Here is an 18,151-nt window from a genome sequence, read left to right on the forward strand (position 1 = left end):
ACCGCTGACCTCTTGCATGCCATGCAAGCGCTCTCCCAGCTGAGCTATAGCCCCAAGTTACTGCTTTTTACTGCGTTTTCGCTTCGTGTTGCAGCGAAAACGAGAGTATAGGGTAAGTGTTTGTCGCTTGGCAATACCCTTTCCCAAATTTTTTTGCGGTGCGTGCATCACGCTGCCAAACGGCGCAGCACGACCTCACGACCGAACAGCTCCAGCACCGCGTCGATCGCCGGTGTCTGCAGCTGCCCCGCCACCAGCAGGCGCACCGGCATGGCCAGCTTGGGCATCTTCCAGCCGTGGGCGCCCAGCACTTCCTTGAAGGCCGCGCCGATGGCCTCGCGCTTCCACTCGGGCAGCGCACCAAGCTTCTCGGCCAGCGCGGCGATACCCGGACGCACGTCGTCGGTCAGGTGCTGCGCGGCCAGCTCCGGCTCGACCGTCAACTCCGTGCGGTAGAACAGCAGCGCCGCCTGCGCGACTTCACGCAGCGTGTTGGCGCGGTCCTTCACCAGCGCAACCACGTCGGCCAGCATCGGGCCACCTTCGACCTTGCCGCCCAGCTCTTCAATGAAGGGCGTCACGAGGCCGGCCAGGCGCGCGTTGTCGGCCTGCTTGATGTAGTGGTTGTTCAGCCAGGCGAGCTTCTCGGGGTTGTACTGCGCGGGCGACTTGCCCAGGTGCTCCAGGTCGAACCAGTCGACAAACTGCTCGCGCGAGAAGATCTCGGCATCGCCATGCGCCCAGCCCAGGCGGGCGAGGTAGTTGACGATGGCTTCGGGCAGATAGCCGGCATCGCGGTAGCCGGTGACGCTCATGGCGCCATGGCGCTTGCTCATCTTCTCACCCTGCTCGTTGAGCACGGTCGGCAGGTGGGCGTAGACCGGCGGCGTGGCGCCAAGCGCGCGCAGGATGTTGATCTGGCGCGGCGTGTTGTTGACGTGGTCGTCGCCGCGGATCACGTGGGTGATCTGCATGTCGATGTCGTCGACCACCACGCAGAAGTTGTACGTGGGCGTGCCGTCCGGGCGCGCGATGACGAGGTCGTCGAGTTCGCCGTTGGAGATTTCGATGCGGCCCTTGACGGCGTCATCCCACACCACGCTACCGCCGATCGGGTTCTTGAAACGGATCACGGGCTGCACGCCGGCCGGCGGCGTCGGCAGGACCTTGCCCGGCTCGGGGCGCCAGGTGCCGTCGTAGCGGGGCTTCTCGCCACGCTCGCGCTGGGCTTCGCGCAAGGCGTCGAGCTCTTCGGTGCTCATGTAGCAGGGGTAGACCAGTTCCTGCTGGACCATCTGCGCGATGACCTCGCGGTAACGGTCCATGCGCTGCATCTGGTAGAACGGGCCCTCGTCGATGTCCAGGTCGAGCCAGTCCATCGCTTCCAGGATCACGTCGACAGCCTCCTGGCTGGAGCGCTCCACGTCGGTGTCTTCGATGCGCAGGACAAAATCGCCCTGCATCTTGCGGGCGAAAGCCCACGGATAGAGTGCCGAACGGATGTTGCCGAGGTGGATGAAACCGGTGGGGCTGGGAGCGAAACGAGTGCGGACGCGCTGGGTCATAGGAATGGCTGGATGAACGAGGCCGCGCAACGGAATCCTGAGCGGCCTCTGTCAAAACGGAAATTATAGCAACCGAGCCTCGCATGCTCCTGCGGCCCGCCGCCGATCTTTGGCACAATGGCGGCCGGCCGACGCAGGTTTGCGCGGCACATCGACTCGCCACCATCGCCCCATGCAACGCCGCTTCTTTCTAGGTGCCGCCGGCGCCTCCCTGCTCTCCGCCTGTACCGTCACGGGCTTTTCGTCGTCTTCGGGTGACAAGACCAGCACCACGGCTGCTACCCAGGCCGCCGAGTTGCAACCGGCACCGCCCGTGCGCATCGGCCTGGCGCTCGGCGGCGGCGCGGCGCGCGGTTTTGCGCAAATCGGCGTGATCAAGGCGCTGGAAGCACAGGGCATCCACGTTGATTTCATCACCGGTACCAGCGCGGGCAGCGTGGTGGCGGCCATCTACGCATCGGGCATGTCCGGCCTGGAGATGAACCGCATGGCACTCAAGATGGACGAGGCCACGATTGCCGACTGGGCGCTGCCGTTCGGCACGCGCTTTGGTGGCTGGCTCAAGGGCGAGGCGCTGGAGAAATACATCAACCGGATGGTCGGGCAGAAGCCCATTGAGCAGATGCGCATTCCGCTGGGCATCGTCGCCACCGACCTGGGCAGCGGCAAGCCGATCCTGTTCCGGCGCGGCAATACCGGCCAGGCGGTGCGCGCCTCGTGCAGCATCCCGGGCGTGTTCCAGCCGGTGACGATCAGCGGCCGGCAGTATGTGGATGGCGGCCTGGTGGCGCCGGTGCCCGTGTCCTACGTCAAGCAGATGGGCGCGACCTTCGTGATTGCCGTGAACATCTCGGCGGATCCGTCAACGCAATCGGTGTCCGGCCAGGCCAGCATGCTGCTGCAGACCACGGCGATCATGGGCCAGAGCATCAACAAGACCGAGCTGGCAATGGCGGACATGGTGATCTCGCCATCGCTGCCGACGGTCAAGGGCAGTGACTTCACGGCGCGCAACGAGGCGATCCTGGCCGGCGAGCAAGCCGCCCAGGCGGTCATGCCACTGCTGCGCGAGAAGCTGCGTCTGCCGCAATCGATGTTGGCCACCCCGCTGCCGGCGCACTGATGCGCCCAAATGGAACAATAAAGGGACAACAAAAAAGACCGCCGCGGCGGTCTTCTTTTTTGGCGAAAGCGAATCCGCCGCCCGAATCAGCCACCATACAGCGCCAGCGACTTGCCGGCGGCATTCGGGTCGACGCGCTGCAGCGTCTCAACGAAATTCTCCGCGCCTTCCTTGATCTGGATGCCGGACTTGTTGCCGTCGATGCGGCGCGCGCCGTTGTAGCGCGTCACCCAGTACGACGCGGTCATGTCATCCACGCGGATCTTGCTGCCGGTGGACGGCGCATGCACGAACTTGTTGTCGCCAATGTAGATGCCGACGTGCGAGAACGTGTGGCGCATGGTGTTGAAGAACACCAGGTCGCCGGGACGCAGCTCGGCCATGTCGACGCTGGTGCCGACGCGGCTCATTTCCACCGCACGGCGCGGCAGCAGAAAGCCGAAGGTGTCGTTGAAAACGTAGCGGACGAAGCCGCTGCAGTCGAGGCCCGATTCCGGCGTGTTGCCGCCGAAACGGTAGCGCAGGCCGATCATGCCCAGCGCGTTCATGACGACGTCGCCGGTCTTGCTCATCACGTTGGTCGTGGCGCCAACGACGGAGGAGAGGATGCCGGGCTTGGCTTCCGGCTTGGCATCAGCGGCACGGACTTCCGTGTCCTTGAACACGGTGTCGGCTCGTACTCCATTCGAGACGAGCACGCCGCAGCCAATCACAACCCCTACCGCCAGGCGCGCCATGGAATGAAGTACGAAATGCTGCATTGGTTCTCCTGTCGGGACGGGTGGAATGATCAACCGAACAAGCGCGAACGCAAATGGGATCAGTCCGAATCCTGCTCAAACAATCTCGCAGGATGATAAAAGTGACATATTGACTTGTCAAAGGTCGTTACAAATTTGATTAAATTCATATGCAAATCAATCACTTAGACATGACTCTGGAGGCACCCCCTGAAAACCCGGGCGCCTCTACGCTGCACTTTCCGGTGGGCAATCGCCCCGTTTTCGCGGGTTATCCCCAGGCCGGCCGCAGTGAGGCCGCCGCCATCAGCTTGCAGGTATAGGGGTGGGAGGGGGACGCCAGCACCGCTTCGGTATCCCCCTCCTCCACCACTTTGCCGTCCTTCATGACCACCACCCGATGGGACATGGCCCGGATGACGGCGAGGTCGTGGCTAATGAACAGATACGACAAGTTGTACTTTTTCTGAAGGGCCGACAGCAGCGACAGCACCTGCTGCTGGATCGACACATCGAGTGCCGAAGTCGGCTCGTCCAGCACCAGCACCTGTGGCTTGAGGATCAGCACCCGCGCGATGGCAATGCGCTGGCGCTGCCCGCCAGAAAACTCGTGCGGATAGCGTCCGAGCGCCATGCGATCGAGGCCCACCTCGCGCAATGCCTCGATCACCCGATGGCGGCGCTCGGTGGCGTTCACATGGGGTTGGTGCAGCGCCAGCCCCTCTTCGACGATCTGCTCCACTGTCATACGCGGCGAGAGCGAACCATACGGGTCCTGGAACACCACCTGCATGCGGGCACGCACCGCTCGACGCTCATCGCGCGAGATGCGCAACAGCGAGTTGCCGAGGAAACGCAGGTCACCGCCCTTGGGCGCCTGCAACCCCAGCAACGTCTGCGCGAGCGTGGTCTTGCCCGAACCGGATTCGCCCACGATGCCGAGCGTCTCCCCTTCGCGCAATTGCAGCGAGACGGCATTCACGGCGGTGAACGGATCGGTGCGGAACCAGCCCGCAAACCCGGGGCGATGGCGCTCGTAGGTGACGGTCAGCTTGTCGGCTTCCAGCAGCACGGGCGCAAGCGGCACCAGCGGCAGCACGTCGCGCTGCGGGCGGCTCTCGAGCAGGCGCACGGTGTATGGGTGTTGCGGGGCGGCGAACACGTCGGCGGTATCGCCGGCTTCCACCAGCACGCCCCGCTCCATCACGCCCACGCGTTCGGCAAAGGCCCGCACCATGTTCAGGTCGTGCGTGATCAGCATGACGGCCATGCCGAAATCGGCCTGCAGCTCGCGCAGCAGCTGCAGGATCTGCATGCGCACGGTCACGTCCAGCGCGGTGGTCGGCTCGTCGGCCAGCAGCAGCTTGGGTGCGCAGGCGAGCGCCATGGCGATCATCGCGCGCTGGCGCTGGCCACCCGAGAGCTGGTGCGGGAACGCATCGAAGCGGCGCGGCGCCTCGGCAATGCCGGTGCGCTCCAACAGCGCAATGGCGCGGGCCTTCGCGGCGCGCTTGTCCAGGCCCTCGTGCAGCTCCAGCGTCTCGACGATCTGGTTGCCGACGGTGTACAGCGGGTTGAGCGCCGTCATCGGCTCCTGGAACACCATGGCGACGTCGGCGCCGCGCAGGCCGCGCATTTCGCGCTCGCTGGCGGCCAGCAGGTCGCGGCCCTCGAACAGGATGCGGCCACTGTAGTGCGCGTCGCCCAGCAGGCGCATGATCGACAGTGCGGTGACAGTCTTGCCGGAGCCCGATTCGCCCACCAGGGCAAAGCGCTCGCCGGCGTGCAGGTCGAACGAGACGTGTTTAACGGCCTCGACCGATTCATCATGCTCGGCCTCGAAGCGCACGCAGAGGTTGTCCAGCCGCAGCAGCGGCCCATCGTAGACGGGCGCGGGCGAACGCAGATCGGCGCGGGTCATTTCACCCCCGCCGGTTTCTGGCGTGCGCGCAGTTGTGCGAACGACAGGCGCGTATCGAAGGCGTCGCGCAGCGCGTCGCCCATGAAAGTCAGCAGCACGAGGATCAGTACCAGCGCAATGAAGGTCGACAGGGAAATCCACCAGGCATCCAGATTGCCCTTGCCCTGCGCGAGCAACTCGCCCAGGCTGGGGGTGGACGGCGGCACACCCAGGCCGAGGAAGTCGAGACTCGTCAGCATCAGGATGGCCGCGCTCATGCGGAACGGCAGGAAGGTGATGAGCGGTGTCAGGCTGTTGGGCAGGATGTGGCGCCACATGATCTGCCAGCTCGAGAGCCCCATCGTGCGCGCGGCCTTGACGTAATCGAGCGAGCGGTTGCGGTAGAACTCAGCGCGCACGTAGTCCGACAAGCCCATCCAGCCGAACAGCGACAGCAGGATGATCAGCAGCCCCAGGCTCGGGGTGAAGATCGACGCGAAGATGATGAGCAGGTACAGCTCGGGCATCGAACTCCAGATCTCGATCAACCGCTGCGAGACCAGATCGAAGCGCCCGCCGAAGAAGCCCATCAGCGCCCCGGTGAGGGTGCCGACCACCACGCCGATCAGCGTGAGCGCCAGCCCGAACAGCACCGACACGCGAAAGCCATAGAGCAGCCGCGCAAACACGTCGCGCCCACGATCGTCCGTGCCAAGCCAGTTCTCCGCCGAGGGTGGCGCCGGGTTGGGCTCCTTGGAGAAGTAGTTGAGCGTCTCGTACGAATACGGGTTGGGCGGGTAGATGGCAAAGTTGCCCGGTGCCTTGAACTTGTCGCGGATGAACGGATCGAGGTAGTCCGTCGGCGTGGGGAAATCGCCGTCGAAGGTCGTCTCCGGATACGTCTTGACGATGGGGAAATACCAATGGCCCTGGTACTTGGCCACCAGCGGACGGTCGTTGGAGATGGCCTCGCCCGCCAGGCTCAGCACGAACAGCACGACGAAGATGATCAGGCTCCAGTAGCCCAACCGGTGCTGCTTGAAGCGCCGCCAGGCGCGCTTGCCCGGCGACGGCGAATGGCGGATGGTATGCGGCGCCGCCGTATTGGACGGATGGAGGGCGGTGCGGGAATACTGAGTCATGATCGCCTACCGTCCAGCAGAACCGAAATGGATACGCGGATCCACCAGCACGTAGCACACGTCGGAAATCAACCGCGCAGCCAGGCCGATCAGCGTGAAGACGTACAGCGTGCCGAGCACGACTGGATAGTCGCGCCGCACCACCGCCTCATACGACAGCAGGCCCATGCCGTCGAGCGAGAACAGCTGCTCGATCAGCAGCGAGCCGGTGAAGAACGCGCCGATAAAGGCGGTTGGAAACCCCGTGACCAAGGGCAGCAAGGCGTTGCGGAAGATGTGCTTCCACAGCACGCGGCGTTCCGACAGCCCCTTGCTGCGCGCGGTCAGCACGTATTGCTTGCGGATTTCCTCCAGGAACGCGTTCTTGGTCAGCATGGTGATCACGGCAAAGCTGCCCACCACCGATGCCGTGACCGGCAGCGCGATGTGCCAGAGGTAGTCCGTCACCTTGCCAAGCAGGCTCAGCTGGTCCCAATTGTCTGAAGTAAGCCCGCGGATCGGGAACCACTGGAAGAACGTGCCGCCGCCAAACAGCACCAGCAGCAACACCCCCAGCACGAAACCCGGAATGGCATACCCCACCAGCACGATCACGCTGGAGACCAGGTCAAACCGGCTGCCCGCCCGGATCGCCTTGGAGATGCCGAGCGGCACCGATATCAGGTAGGTCAGGAAAAAGGTCCACAGCCCGATCGTGATGGAGACCGGCAGCTTGGATTTGATCAGCTCCCACACGCTGCGGTGCTGGAAGTAGCTCTCGCCCAGGTCGAAGCGGGCGAAGCGGCCGAGCATCAGGAAGTAGCGCTCGGCCGGCCCCTTGTCGAAGCCGTACAGCGCGCGGATCTCCTTGATTTTCTCCGCGTCGACGCCACGCCGGCCCCGGTATTCCACCCCACCGCCGCCGCTGGCCTCGCTGCCGCCGCCGCGCCCTTTCATCTCCATCATCATCTGCTCGACCGGACCGCCCGGCACGAACTGCACAACCACAAAGGCGAGTGTCACGACGCCGATCAGCGTCGGAATCAGCAGCAGCAGGCGTTTGATCAGGTAGGCGAACATGGCAAGAACGCAGCGCGCTTATTGGGTGGGTTCGGGGGTGCGCCACCAGGCCGTCAGCACCCAGGCTTCCGCCGAGTAGTAGTACGGCAGGCGATCCGGATACACGAGGTTCCGGTTGTAGGCCACGCGATGCGTGGGCGAATACCAGTGCGGAATCATGTACCAGCCGTCCAGCAGCGCGCGGTCCAGCGCGCGGGAGGCGGTCACCAGTTCCTCGCGATTGTTGGCGCGCAGCACGTCGTCGATGAGGGCATCCACGGCAGGCGACTTCAGGCCGATCACGTTGTCCGACCCCGGCTCATCCGCGGCCGCGGACCCGAAGCGGTCCTTCAGCTCGTTGCCCGGGCTCTGCGAGTCGGGAAAGCGCAGCGAGATCATGTCGAAGTCGAACTCTTCCAGCCGCTTCTGGTACAGCGCGTAATCGGTGATGCGCTGGTTGACGTGGATGCCGAGCTTTTCCAGATTGCGTACGTAGGCCGCCATCACGCGGCTCATGGCACCGCCATCGTCGAGCATCTCGAACTCGAACGGCTCGCCCTTGGCGTTGCGCAGTGCTCCGTCGTCATAGGTCCAGCCGGCCTGGGCGAGCAGGCGGCGTGCCTGGCGCAGGTTGTCGCGCAGCGAGCTGGGCGGATCGGTCGAGGGCGGCACCGGCAGCGGGCCGTACACCTCCGGATCGAGCTTGCCGCGCAGTGGCTCCAGCAACGCCAGCTCGCCTTTCTCCGGCAGGCCCGTGAGTGAATTGGATGCTGCCAGCTCGCTGTTGGCGAAGTAGCTGTCGAGCCGGCGATAGGCATCGTAGAACAGCTGGCGGTTCAGCCATTCGAAGTCCAGCGCCAGCGCCAGCGCGCGGCGCACGCGGATATCCCGGAAGATCGGCTTGCGCAGGTTCATCAGGAAACCCTGCATGCCGGCGCTGTTCCGATGCGGGAATTCACTCTTGATCAGCTCGCCGCTGCGGAACTTCACGCCGACGTAGCTCTTTGCCCAGTTCTTGGCGCGGTACTCGACCATGGCGTCATACTCGCCGGCCTTGAAGGCTTCCAGGCGCGCGGTTTCGTCCTTGTACAGCTTGTACTGGATGTGCTCGAAGTTGTACGAGCCGCGCCGCACGTTCAGGTTGCGGCCCCAGTAGTTCGGGTTGCGCCGGAAGGTGATGCCACGCGACGGATCGTAGCGCTCGATCACGTACGGACCGCTGGCAACCGGATCCTGGAACGTCAGCTTGTCGAAGGCGACGTCCTTGCCTTCGTTCGGGTCCTCCGGGTTGCCGCTGCCCTTGCCCCACTTGGGCGAGAACACCGGCAGGCTGCCAACGATCAGCGGCAGCTCCTTGTTGCGGCGCTTGAACTCGTAGCGCACGGTGCTGGCATCCACCACCGTCACCTTGGATACGTCCGTGGTCATGCTGCGGTAGGCCGGGCTGGCGCCCTTGCCCATCAGCATGTCGTAGGCGTACTTCACGTCGGACGCGCGCACCGGGTCGCCATTGGAGTAGCGCGCGAGCGGGTTGATGTGGAAGGTGACGGACAGCTCGTCGGGCGCGACCGTCACGTCGTCGGCCAGGAGCCCGTAGCCGCTGGCGGTCTCGTCCCAGCTGCCGATCAGCAGGCTCTCGAACACCAGCGCGTTGAGCCCCGGCGCGGCGGTGCCCTTGATCGTGTACGGATTGAACTTGTCGAAGCTGGTACGGCGGTCGGGGTTGCCCAGCGTGAGCGTCCCGCCGATCGGCGCCTTCGCGTTCAGATAGGCGAAGTTCGGGAAACCGGCCGGGTATTTGAGGTCGCCGTACTCGGCGTATCCGTGCGCCGCCCAGGCTGGCGCGGCGCTCAAGGCCGCTGCAACGCAGCATACGATCGCCGCGCATGTCTTCTGTGCCGCACCGAGCACGCTCATCCCGCCCCTAGCCTCTTACGTGAGTTGAGTGAAGTCCAAGTCTGCATGAAAGCAGGTCTCAGACGATTCTAACGCCGCCGCGCGCGCATCCGGCCAATTTGCGCCCGGGGATCGACCCGCATTGACAAGGCTGCGCCCGGCCTGCCGCAGCGCGCAAAAAGGGCGCTGTTGCCGCGCTTTCCGGTATGATCGCGCCGACCGCTTCGCCCTGGCCCTGCGTTGTGCATCATCTTGCACGCATGCCGGGCGCAGCGCAGCCCCACATTTGTACGGAGAAACCATGGGATTCCTGGCAGGCAAACGCATTCTGATCACCGGCCTTCTGTCCAACCGCTCGATCGCCTACGGCATCGCCAACGCCTGCAAGCGCGAGGGCGCCGAACTGGCCTTCACCTACGTCGGCGAACGCTTCAAGGACCGCATCACCGAGTTCGCCAACGAGTTCGAGAGCAAGCTGGTGTTCGACTGCGACGTCGGCAGCGATGAGCAGATCGCCAAGGTGTTCGAAGACCTCGGCCAACACTGGGGCCACTTCGATGGCCTGGTGCACTCGATCGGCTTCGCGCCGCGCGAGGCGATTGCCGGCGACTTCCTCGAAGGCCTGTCGCGCGAGTCGTTCCGCATCGCGCACGACATCTCGTCGTACAGCTTCCCGGCGCTGGCCAAGGCCGCGCTGCCGATGCTCTCGCCCAAGGCGTCGCTGCTCGCCCTGACCTACCTGGGCGCCGAGCGCGTGGTCCCGAACTACAACACGATGGGTCTGGCCAAGGCCTCGCTGGAAGCCAGCGTGCGCTACCTGGCCGGCGCGCTGGGCCCGAAGGGCATCCGCGCCAACGGCATCTCGGCCGGCCCGATCAAGACGCTGGCCGCCTCGGGCATCAAGGATTTCGGCAAGCTGCTCAAGTACATGGAAGACGTGGCGCCGCTGCGCCGTAACGTCACCATCGAAGAAGTCGGCAACGTGGCGGCCTTCCTGCTGTCGGACCTGGCCAGCGGCATGACCGGCGAGATCACCTACGTCGACTGCGGCTTCAACGTGACGGCAGGCGTGCCGGACGTGGTCGGCCAAGGCTGATGCACTGATGCGTGTGCGCGCCATCTTCGGATGGTGCGCGCATCTAAAGCACACAAAGAAAAAGCCCGCATGGCGCAAACCATGCGGGCTTTTTGACGTGCATTGCAATGCGAGCCGTCACGTCAGCTCGACTCGCATCCGCCTGTCGGTGCGCTTCCCGCGAGAAGCGCCAAACTGGCGGAGACGGAGGGATTCGAACCCTCGATCCAGGTTTTGGCCCGGATGCTCCCTTAGCAGGGGAGTGCCTTCGACCTCTCGGCCACGTCTCCCAAAACTGCGTTGCACAAAGGAGCCTGCGCAACGAAGCGCGTATTCTAGCCACTTCACCCCACCCGGTCAACGACAACTGCATGACAACGTAGTGTGGATGTGTGGGCCCGGGTCGCCACCCGTGACCGACTCAAACGATCAGGCCTGATCCAGCTCGAACGCCTTGTGCAGCGCGCGCACGGCCAGCTCCATGTACTTCTCGTCGATCAGCACCGAGATCTTGATCTCCGACGTGGAGATCATCTGGATGTTGATGCCTTCTTCCGACAGCGTGCGGAACATCTTGCTGGCGATGCCCACGTGCGAGCGCATACCCACGCCCACCACCGACACCTTCGACACCTTCGGGTCGCCCGACACGCTCTCGGCGTGGATGTGGCCCTTCACGCTGTCGTTCAGGATCGCCAGGGCGCGCTGGTATTCGCCGCGCGGCACGGTGAAGGTGAAGTCCGTCTTGCCGTCCACCGACTGGTTCTGGATGATCATGTCGACGTCGATGTTGGCGTCGGCAACCGGGCCCAGGATTTGATACGCGATGCCGGGCTTGTCCGGCACACCGATCACGGTGATCTTGGCTTCGTCGCGGGCAAAGGCGATGCCGGAAATGGCGGCAGCTTCCATGTTCGAATCTTCCTCAAAAGTAATCAGCGTGCCCGAGTGCATTTCGACGTCGAGCGGGATCAGCGGGTCGGTCAGCGACGACAGCACGCGGGTCTTCACGCGGTACTTGCCGGCAAACTCCACCGAGCGGATCTGCAGCACCTTGGAACCGAGGCTGGCCATTTCCAGCATCTCTTCGAAGGTGATCTTGTCCAGCCGGCGGGCGTCGTCCACCACGCGCGGGTCGGTCGTGTAGACGCCGTCCACGTCGGTGTAGATCAGGCACTCTTCCGCTTCCAGCGCGGCCGCCACGGCCACGGCCGAGGTATCCGAACCACCACGACCCAGCGTGGTGATATGGCCTTCGCTGTCGATGCCCTGGAAGCCGGTGATGACGACCACGCGGCCGGCATCGAGATCGGTCTTCACGCGCTCGTCGTCGATCGACTGGATGCGGGCCTTGGTGTAGGCGGAGTCGGTCTTTACCGGCACTTGCCAGCCTGTGTAGCTGACCGCGTCGATGCCCTCGGCATGCAGCGCGATGGCCAGCAGGCCCACGCTCACCTGCTCGCCCGTGGAGGCAATCATGTCGAGTTCACGCGGGTCGGGTTGGGCCGAAATCTCTTTGGCCATACCCAGCAGGCGGTTGGTTTCGCCGGACATGGCCGACGGAACGACCACGATCTGGTGACCGGCGCGATGCCACTTGGCGACGCGCTTGGCGACGTTCTTGATGCGTTCAACCGAACCCATCGAGGTGCCGCCGTATTTGTGAACGATGAGAGCCATCTTGGAAAGATCGAGAGGAGGCAGTGCGGTGCAAAAGCTTTTAAAAATACAGCAATTTGCGCCGATCAGCAAGCAAACCGCCGGTCAAAATGCGTGTCAGCGCGCACCCTCGGTGGCCGGACGCCATGTGATCTGCCAGCCGAGGCCCGCTCCCGCCGCTGCCCGGTCGATGCCCAGCCCGGCCGCGAAGACCAGCGTCTGGCCCGCGTAAAGCAGCGGCAGGCGCACGCGCTCCCAGGCCGGGATGCCGGCCTCCTGGTAGGCCTGCTTGAGCGCCCGTGATGGGCCACCCGGGCGCAGCACGATGCGCTCGCCGCCCTGGCGCGGCGCCAGCGACAGCGGCGCCTGCAGAATTTGTGCGGAGAGACCATCGGCGGCCGGCGAAAATACCAGCGCCCCGCCCCACGCCACGATGTCCACGCGCTGTTCGGCGGGATGCTTCGGATCGAACTGCGCAGCATCGATGGCGACGGCGCCCCGGGCAACCGCACCCTCCACGCCCGGCTCGATCCATGCAGCATCGCGATAGCGCCTGACCTGCCCTGCCGGCAGTTGGATACGCAACGCGCCGTCATCGCGCGCCGCAATCAGCTGCGTGCGCAGATCGTCCAGGCGACGGGCCGACACAGCGCGCATGCCAGCCTGCGCCAGCCACACACGCAACACCGCGCGCTGGCGCGGCGCCGACAGTGCGCGCAACGCTGCGACATCCAGCTCTCCCGCCGGCGCGGTCTGCGCCAGATCCGCCAGCGCGACCTCTTCGATCAGATCGGCCGCATCAGCCAGATGTGCAGCACTGCGCGAGAGCGCTTCGCGGTACGCCGGGAAATGCCCCGCCATGCCGGCCAGCAGCGGGCGCAGCGCGTTGCGCGCGTAGCGACCGTCGTCATTGGAGGGATCTTCGACCCAGGTCAGCGCATGGGCCTGCGCATAGGCTTCGATCTCGGCGCGCGGCACGTCGAGCCACGGGCGCAGCAGCGTGATGCCAGCCACGCGTTCCATCGGCATCGCGGCAAGGCCATCGAGACCGGCGCCGCGCAGCAGTTGCAGCAGCACGGTCTCGGCCTGATCGTCCTGATGGTGCGCAGTCAGCAGGATCGTCGCGCCCACTTCCTCGCACAGCACGTTCAGCGCGGCATAGCGGGCCTCGCGCGCGGCCTCTTCGAGGCCGCGCCCCGCAACGGCCGCAACCCGTACGCGACGCGAGAGAAATTCGACGCCCAGCGCCTGCGCCATGCGCGCGCAGGTCGCCTCCCACGCATCGGCACCGGGTTGCAGGCCATGGTGGATGTGCAACGCGACCAAGCGCACCCGTGCGCCGGCATCGCGCCACGCAGCACACGCATGCAGCAGCGCCGCCGAATCCCGTCCACCCGACAGAGCGATCGCCACGGTCGGCACCTCGCCAGAAACAACAAAGGCCGCACACGCGGCAACGCGTTGTGCGACCTTGTCGACCAGCTTTGCCGACGGATCAGCGCCCGTCGGTTTCCTTGAACTTGCCATAAGCCATCAGGCGCTCGTGACGGCGCGCCTGCAGTTCGGACGTCTTCATACCCTGGAACTGGCGCAGCGATTCGGCCAGCGCACGCTTGAGCATCGTCGCCATGGCCTTCGGATCGCGGTGCGCGCCGCCCAGCGGCTCGTTGACGATCTTGTCGATCAGGCCCAGCGCCTTCAGGCGGTGTGCGGTCAAGCCCAGTGCCTCGGCGGCTTCCGGCGCCTTCTCGGCGGTCTTCCACAGGATCGACGCGCAGCCTTCCGGCGAGATCACGGCGTACGTGGCGAACTGCAGCATGATCACCGCGTCGCCCATGGCGATCGCCAGTGCGCCGCCCGAACCGCCCTCACCGATGATGGTGGCGATCAGGGGCACCTTCAGGCCGGCCATCACGAACAGGTTGTGGCCGATCGCCTCAGACTGGCCGCGCTCTTCCGCGTCGATGCCCGGGAACGCGCCGGGCGTGTCGACGAAGGTGAAGATCGGCAGGCCGAACTTGTCAGCCAGTTCCATCAGGCGCTTGGCCTTGCGGTAGCCCTCGGGCTTGGACATGCCGAAGTTGCGCAGCGCGCGCTCCTTCGTATCACGGCCCTTCTGGTGGCCGATCACCATGCATGCCTGCCCGTTGAAGCGTGCCAGACCACCCACGATCGACAGGTCGTCCGCGAAAGTGCGGTCGCCGTGCAGTTCGTGGAAGTCGGTGAAGATTTCGCGGACGTAGTCGAGCGTGTACGGACGCTGCGGGTGCCGGGCGATCTGCGCGACCTGCCAGGGCGACAGGTTGGCGTACAGATCCTTGGTCAGCTGCTGGCTCTTGACGGCCAGGCGGGAGATCTCTTCAGAAATATCGACCGCCGAATCATCTTGGACGAAACGAAGTTCTTCGATCTTCGCTTCAAGCTCCGCGATCGGCTGCTCGAACTCCAGGAAGGTTGTTTTCATGGATTTTCTGGAAAGCTCTTGAAGGCGCGCATTCTACCGGATTTTGACCGTCGATCGACGCGCCGCGTTTCATCGAAATTGGCAGATCAATAGGTGGCCGCCGCGTCGAGGCTGCGCCACATGTACCACGTGGCCACGGTGCGCCACGGCTCCCAGTTGGCGGCCACCTCGCGCGCCTCACTGCGAGTGACGGGCTCGCCACTGAAATAATTCTTGGAAATCGCGTTGATCAAACCGATGTCGTCCAGCGGCAGCACGTTCGGGCGCATCAGATTGAACATCAGGAACATCTCCGCCGTCCAGCGGCCGATACCGCGGATCTGCGTGAGCTCAGCGATGACGTCTTCGTCTTCCATCTCGGCCCACTTGGCGACGTGCAGCGTGCCGTTGCGGAAGTGCTCAGCCAGGTCGAGGATGTACTCGGCCTTGCGCTTGGACAAGCCGCAACCCGCCAACTTTTCCTGACCGGCGCGCAGGAACTGCGCAGGCACCAGCTTGGGGCACACCGCCACCAGCCGCTCCCACACCGATTGCGCCGCCTTGACCGAGATCTGCTGGCCGACCACCGAACGCGCCAGCGTGACGAACGGATCGCCGCGCGACGCCAGATGCGCCGGGCCGTAGGCGGGAATGATCTTGCGCAGGATGCGGTCGCGCTTCATCAGATCGGCGCAAGCCTCCTGCCAATAGTCGGGCGGACCGGACAACGGCGCCACCTCCGCCGCCGACGTCTCCACCGTCTCGGGCAACGGCACCTTGGTGGCGGCGGGCTTGGTGGGCGACTTGGCCGTGACCTTGCCAGCCTTGATCGTCGTACCCTTGGCGGCGACGGTCTTGCTCGCCACACCATCGACCTTCTTGGCAACCGCCTTCTTGACGGCAGGCACCTTCACGGCCGGCGCTTTGTTGGCGGTCGTGCTGCGCGCTGCGCTGGCTTTCTTGGCCACCGCGTTCATGCGCGTCTCCACTCGGTCACGCCACCCGGTTTGTCTTCGAGCACGATGCCGGCGGTCAGCAGATCGGCGCGAATGCCGTCAGCCCGTGCGAAGTCGCGCGCGGCCTTGGCGGCGCGGCGCTCTTCGATGCGCGCTTCCACGGCGGCGGCGTCCAGGCCATCGGCACCGACACCGCTTTGCAGGAACACGTGCGGGTCGCGGCCCAGCAGGCCCATCACCCCGGATAGCGCGGACAGCTGGTTGGCCAGTTCGGTCGAACGCGTCTTGTTGACCTCGCTTGCCAGCTCGAACAGCACCGACACGGCCACCGGCGTGTTGAAGTCGTCGTTCATCGCGTCGCGGAAATGCTTGCCGTGCGGCTCGTTCCAGTCGGGCGTGGCGCCCGGCGTGGCCGGCACGTCCTTGAGCGCGGTGTACAGGCGCGTGAGCGCGTGACGGGCGTCGTCCAGGTGGGCGTCGCTGTAATTGATGTCGCTGCGATAGTGCGAGCGCAGCATGAAGAAACGCACGACCTCGGGGTCGTACACCTTCAGCACGTCGCGGATGGTGAAGAAGTTGCCGAGCGACTTCGACATCTTTTCGTCGTTGATGCGCACGAAGCCGTTGTGCATCCACAGGTTGACGAAGGTGTTGCCGTTGGCGCCCTCGGACTGGGCGATCTCGTTCTCGTGGTGCGGGAACTGCAGGTCGGCGCCGCCGCCGTGCAGATCGAAATGCTCGCCCAGCAGATCGCAGCTCATCGCCGAGCACTCGATGTGCCAGCCCGGCCGGCCCTCGCCCCACGGCGAAGCCCAGCGCGATTCCGCCGGCTCGTCGGCCTTGGCGGATTTCCACAGCACGAAGTCCAGCGGATCCTGCTTGGCGTCGTTGGCCGCCACGCGCTCGCCGGCGCGCAGGTCTTCGAGCGACTTGCCCGAAAGCTTGCCGTAGCCGGGGAACTTGCGCACCGCGTAGTTCACGTCGCCGTCGGTGGCCTGATAGGCCAGGCCATTCTGCTGCAGCTTGCCGATCATGTTCAGCATCTGCGGCACGTATTGCGTGGCGCGCGGCTCGTGGTCGGGGCGCTGCACGCCGAGCGCGTCGGCATCTTCGTGCATCGCGTCGATAAAGCGGTTGGTGAGCGCGCTCATGGTCTCGCCGTTCTCGACCGCACGCTTGATGATCTTGTCGTCGATATCGGTGATGTTGCGCACGTAGGTCACGTCGTAACCCGACGCGCGCAGCCAGCGCTGCACCATGTCGAACACCACCATCACCCGCGCATGCCCGACGTGACAGTAGTCGTACACCGTCATCCCGCACACGTACATGCGCACGCGGCCAGGCTCGATGGGGACGAACGTCTGTTTCTCACGCGCGAGCGTGTTGTAGATCTTGAGTGATTCCATGAAGCGGTGTCGGGAGATTCGGTGCGCCGCGGGTGCGCCGCATACCGGGCGCGATGCCGGCGGGCGTGGACAGCCGATGCGCGTGCGCGGGCAAATTAACGGCATATCTTACCGGAACTGAACCGACGGGTTGGTCCAGCCCGATGACCGCCCTGCTCCCCGTCAAGAACCTCGCCCGGCCTGCGTAGCCGCGCCCTGCGCGCAAAGGCGGTTTGTTAGAATGCGGCGGAGTATAACGGAACCGACTCTCATGAACCGTACGTTGCGACACTGCGCTGTCACCCTCGCCTGCATGCTCGTGGTGTCGGCCGCACCGGCCCTGGCCCAGACCGCAGGCATCGCCCTGCCGGCCGACATGACGCCCAGCACGCCGCAGCCGCCGCAGGTGGCGCGCCAGAAGCGCATCGACGAGTGGCTCGCCAAGAAGCAATACGCTCAGGCCCTGGCCGAACTCGACAAGGATGTCGCCGCGCAGCCGCGCAACGCGCAGGCCCGCTTCCAGCGCGGCGTGGCCCTGGCGGGCCTGGGCCGCAACGACGATGCCGTCGTCGCCTTCGGCCAGATGACGCAGGACTTTCCCGAGCTGCCCGAGCCGTACATCAACCTGGCCGCGCTCTATGCCGAGCGCGGCGAGCTGCTGCGCGCGCGTGACAACCTGATCATGGCCAGCCGCGTCGCACCCGAAAACGCGCTGGCGCAAGCTGGCCTCGGTGACGTGTACGTGCGTCTGGCCGCGCAGTCGTACCAGAATGCGCTCAAGCTGAACCCGAAGAACGCCGCTGCGCGTGCACGCCTGGACGCCCTACCCAATGTGTCGGGCGCACAACCCGCCGCAGCACAACCAAGCACCGCCACGCCCGCCGCCAGCGGCGTCGGCGCCAAGCCGGCCAAGCGCAAATAACACCGCGCGGCCGATCCCGTTTTCCCCACCCCCCAAGCTCTCTAGACCATGCTCCGTATCCGCTCTCTCTTTGCCGGGCTCGTGTGTGCACTGGCCGTGTCCGTCAGCGTGGCTGCCACGCCCGCGCCGCGCGTGCAGTTCAAGACGTCGATGGGCAACTTCACCGTCGAGGTGTATCCGGACAAGGCGCCCAAGACCGTGGCCAACTTCCTGCAGTACGTGAAGGACGGCTTCTACAAGGGCACGATCTTCCACCGCGTGATGGACGGCTTCATGGTCCAGGGCGGCGGCTTCACGCCCGACA

15 protein-coding genes and 1 tRNA gene are annotated in these 18,151 nt (G+C 65.1%); 4 read left to right on the plus strand and 12 right to left on the minus strand.

Features of this window, described 5'->3' with window-relative positions:
* Positions 1-167: 167 nt before the first annotated feature.
* On the minus strand, positions 168-1,565 hold the full coding sequence (gltX, locus tag QZ609_RS14265; RefSeq protein WP_295495860.1) for a glutamate--tRNA ligase: 1,398 nt from the start codon (positions 1,563-1,565) through the stop codon (positions 168-170).
* Positions 1,566-1,737: 172 nt separating this feature from the next.
* Here gltX and QZ609_RS14270 point away from each other — a divergent pair, with 172 nt between their 5' ends.
* Positions 1,738-2,688, plus strand: a complete 951-nt coding sequence (locus QZ609_RS14270) for a patatin-like phospholipase family protein (protein WP_295495862.1) — start codon at positions 1,738-1,740, stop codon at positions 2,686-2,688.
* Between the two features lie 86 nt (positions 2,689-2,774).
* Here QZ609_RS14270 and QZ609_RS14275 read toward each other — a convergent pair whose 3' ends face one another.
* From QZ609_RS14275 to QZ609_RS14295, 5 genes are all read right to left on the minus strand, one after another.
* On the minus strand, positions 2,775-3,449 hold the full coding sequence (locus QZ609_RS14275) for a C40 family peptidase (RefSeq protein ID WP_295495864.1): 675 nt from the start codon (positions 3,447-3,449) through the stop codon (positions 2,775-2,777).
* A 250-nt stretch (positions 3,450-3,699) separates the two neighbouring features.
* The gene (locus QZ609_RS14280; RefSeq protein ID WP_295495865.1) at positions 3,700-5,349 is read right to left on the minus strand and encodes an ABC transporter ATP-binding protein; all 1,650 of its coding nucleotides are present in this window, start codon (positions 5,347-5,349) and stop codon (positions 3,700-3,702) included.
* Positions 5,346-6,470 (minus strand): ABC transporter permease, encoded by a 1,125-nt coding sequence (locus tag QZ609_RS14285; RefSeq protein ID WP_295495867.1) that lies wholly within the window; start codon positions 6,468-6,470, stop codon positions 5,346-5,348. The genes QZ609_RS14280 and QZ609_RS14285 overlap by 4 nt, the downstream gene beginning before the upstream one ends.
* 6 nt (positions 6,471-6,476) lie before the next feature.
* Complete coding sequence (yejB, locus tag QZ609_RS14290; RefSeq protein ID WP_295495869.1) at positions 6,477-7,529, minus strand: microcin C ABC transporter permease YejB; 1,053 nt, start codon at positions 7,527-7,529, stop codon at positions 6,477-6,479.
* 18 nt (positions 7,530-7,547) lie between these two features.
* Positions 7,548-9,425 (minus strand): extracellular solute-binding protein, encoded by a 1,878-nt coding sequence (locus QZ609_RS14295; RefSeq protein ID WP_295495872.1) that lies wholly within the window; start codon positions 9,423-9,425, stop codon positions 7,548-7,550.
* A gap of 280 nt (positions 9,426-9,705) precedes the next feature.
* Here QZ609_RS14295 and fabI point away from each other — a divergent pair, with 280 nt between their 5' ends.
* Positions 9,706-10,500: an enoyl-ACP reductase FabI gene (fabI, locus tag QZ609_RS14300; protein ID WP_295495874.1), complete on the plus strand. Its 795-nt coding sequence runs from the start codon at positions 9,706-9,708 to the stop codon at positions 10,498-10,500.
* Between the two features lie 175 nt (positions 10,501-10,675).
* Here the strand turns inward: fabI and QZ609_RS14305 are convergent.
* The 6 genes from QZ609_RS14305 to cysS all read right to left on the minus strand — a co-directional run bounded on the left by QZ609_RS14305 (position 10,676) and on the right by cysS (position 16,946).
* Positions 10,676-10,769 (minus strand) — tRNA-Ser (locus QZ609_RS14305).
* Between the two features lie 139 nt (positions 10,770-10,908).
* Positions 10,909-12,159 (minus strand): aspartate kinase, encoded by a 1,251-nt coding sequence (locus tag QZ609_RS14310; RefSeq protein ID WP_295495877.1) that lies wholly within the window; start codon positions 12,157-12,159, stop codon positions 10,909-10,911.
* Positions 12,160-12,255: 96 nt separating this feature from the next.
* Positions 12,256-13,665 (minus strand): tRNA lysidine(34) synthetase TilS, encoded by a 1,410-nt coding sequence (gene tilS, locus QZ609_RS14315; RefSeq protein ID WP_295495880.1) that lies wholly within the window; start codon positions 13,663-13,665, stop codon positions 12,256-12,258.
* Positions 13,634-14,602 (minus strand): acetyl-CoA carboxylase carboxyltransferase subunit alpha, encoded by a 969-nt coding sequence (locus QZ609_RS14320; RefSeq protein WP_295495883.1) that lies wholly within the window; start codon positions 14,600-14,602, stop codon positions 13,634-13,636. Before QZ609_RS14320 ends, tilS begins: the two co-directional genes overlap by 32 nt.
* Positions 14,603-14,688: 86 nt before the next feature.
* Complete coding sequence (locus QZ609_RS14325; protein WP_295495886.1) at positions 14,689-15,558, minus strand: DNA-3-methyladenine glycosylase; 870 nt, start codon at positions 15,556-15,558, stop codon at positions 14,689-14,691.
* Entirely contained in the window at positions 15,555-16,946 is a 1,392-nt protein-coding gene (cysS, locus tag QZ609_RS14330) for a cysteine--tRNA ligase (RefSeq protein WP_295495888.1), read from the minus strand. The genes QZ609_RS14325 and cysS overlap by 4 nt, the downstream gene beginning before the upstream one ends.
* Before the next feature lie 250 nt (positions 16,947-17,196).
* On the opposite strand from cysS, the gene QZ609_RS14335 reads away from it, so the two are divergent.
* Complete coding sequence (locus QZ609_RS14335; protein ID WP_295495890.1) at positions 17,197-17,847, plus strand: hypothetical protein; 651 nt, start codon at positions 17,197-17,199, stop codon at positions 17,845-17,847.
* 48 nt (positions 17,848-17,895) lie between these two features.
* Positions 17,896-18,151: peptidylprolyl isomerase (locus tag QZ609_RS14340; protein ID WP_295495894.1), on the plus strand; the 256-nt coding region annotated here is incomplete at its 3' end.

The organism is uncultured Ralstonia sp., from assembly GCA_913056305.1.
Classification (GTDB): Bacteria; Pseudomonadota; Gammaproteobacteria; order Burkholderiales; family Burkholderiaceae; genus Ralstonia.